Consider the following 1482-nt stretch of genomic DNA (forward strand, 5'->3'; position numbering starts at 1 on the left):
CGAGGAGCGGGCTCAGCGCCCCCGCGATCCCCTCGACGTCGGTGTTGGCGCCGAGCGCCTCGCGCGCGGCCCCCTCGCCCCGCCAGGTGACGGTGTTGACGACGCCCGTGGCGCGGGCGACCTCGTCGAGCTCGCCGAGCAGCGGCAGGACGGCCCGCTTGAGCGGCATCGTCAGCGACAGCCCGGCCCACTCGGGCCCGCACGCCGCGAGCACGGCGGGCAGCTCGGTCTCCGTGACGTCCCGGGCGTCGTAGGTCCACCCGTCGAGGGCCATCGCCGCGTACGCCGCCCGGTGCATCGCGGGCGACAGGGAGTGGGCGACGGGCGAGCCGAGGACGGCCGCCCGTCGCGGGCCTCCGGCGCCGTCCCCCGACGTGCCCGAGGGCGGAGGCGGTGCGTCAGTCACTGCCGTTCTCGCGCAGCCACTGCTGGAAGAGGCGGACGTTCTGCTGGTGCTCGTCGAAGGTGACGGCGAACCGCGTCTCCCCCGTCGAGGGGTTGACGGCCACGAAGTACATCCACGGGCCGTCGGCGGGGTTCACCGCGGCGGCGATGGCGCTGTCCCCCGGCGAGTTGATCGGCCCCGGCGGCAGCCCCGGGTAGACGTAGGTGTTGTAGGGCGAGTCCGTGGCGCGGTCCTCGTCCGTCGTCGTCACGCCGCGCTTGCCCGTGGCGTAGTCGACGGTCGTGTCGAACTGCAGGGGCATGCCGGCGTCGACGCGGTTCTCGATGACGCGGGCGACCCTCGGGCGGTCCTCCTCGCGGGACGCCTCGGCCTCGACGAGGCTGGCGACCGTCATGGTGCGGTGCCACTCCTCCGGCGGGACGCCGCCCTCGACGAGGCCCCGCTCGGCGCGGGCCACCATGGTGGAGACGACCTCGACGGCCGTGACGTCCGGCTCGAAGGTGTACGTGGCGGGGAAGAGGTAGCCCTCGAGGTTGCCCTGCGCCTCGGCGGGCAGCGGCACCGACGGGTCGGTCGCCGCGGCGCGCAGCTCGTCGACGGCGAGGCCGGTGTCGGCCTCGATCTGCGCCAGGGCGTCCGCGGCGCGCAGCCCCTCGATGAGCTGCACCTGGAGGTCGACCCGGGCCGACGGGGACAGCAGCAGGTCCAGGGCGGAGGCCGCCGACATCTCCTCCCGCAGGGCGTACGTGCCCGGCTGGATGCTCGCCGACTCGGGGTCGGCGGCCGCGGCCGTGGTGAAGGCCCCGACCGTCCGGACGACGCCGGCCTCGACGAGCGCCTCGCCGATGTCCTGGCCGGTGTCCCCCTGCTCGACCTGCACCTGCACCTCGCCGGTGCCCGGGCCGGCGTAGTCCTCGGGGGCCGGCTCGCGGTCCAGGAGGGGGCTGACGAAGTTCCAGCCGACGATGCCGGCGCCCACGACGAGCGCCAGCGCCAGCACCATGACGAGCGCGGCGACGGCCCGACGGGCACCGCTGCGCCGCCGGCGCCGCGGGCGCCCGGCGGCGTCGTCAGCC

At 76.0% G+C, this 1482-nt stretch carries 1 protein-coding gene and 1 pseudogene; both read right to left on the reverse strand.

Annotated features, from left to right (window positions below; translation table 11 throughout):
• Window positions 1-406, reverse strand: a pseudogene (locus HLB09_RS16885) (shikimate dehydrogenase); the annotation flags it as partial.
• Window positions 399-1482, reverse strand: a 1084-nt coding sequence (mltG, locus tag HLB09_RS16890) for an endolytic transglycosylase MltG (protein WP_171204452.1), incomplete at its 5' end; no start/stop codon positions are given. The gene mltG and the pseudogene HLB09_RS16885, both read right to left, overlap by 8 nt.

The organism is Pseudokineococcus marinus (genome assembly GCF_013004605.1).
Lineage (GTDB): Bacteria > Actinomycetota > Actinomycetes > Actinomycetales > Quadrisphaeraceae > Pseudokineococcus > Pseudokineococcus marinus.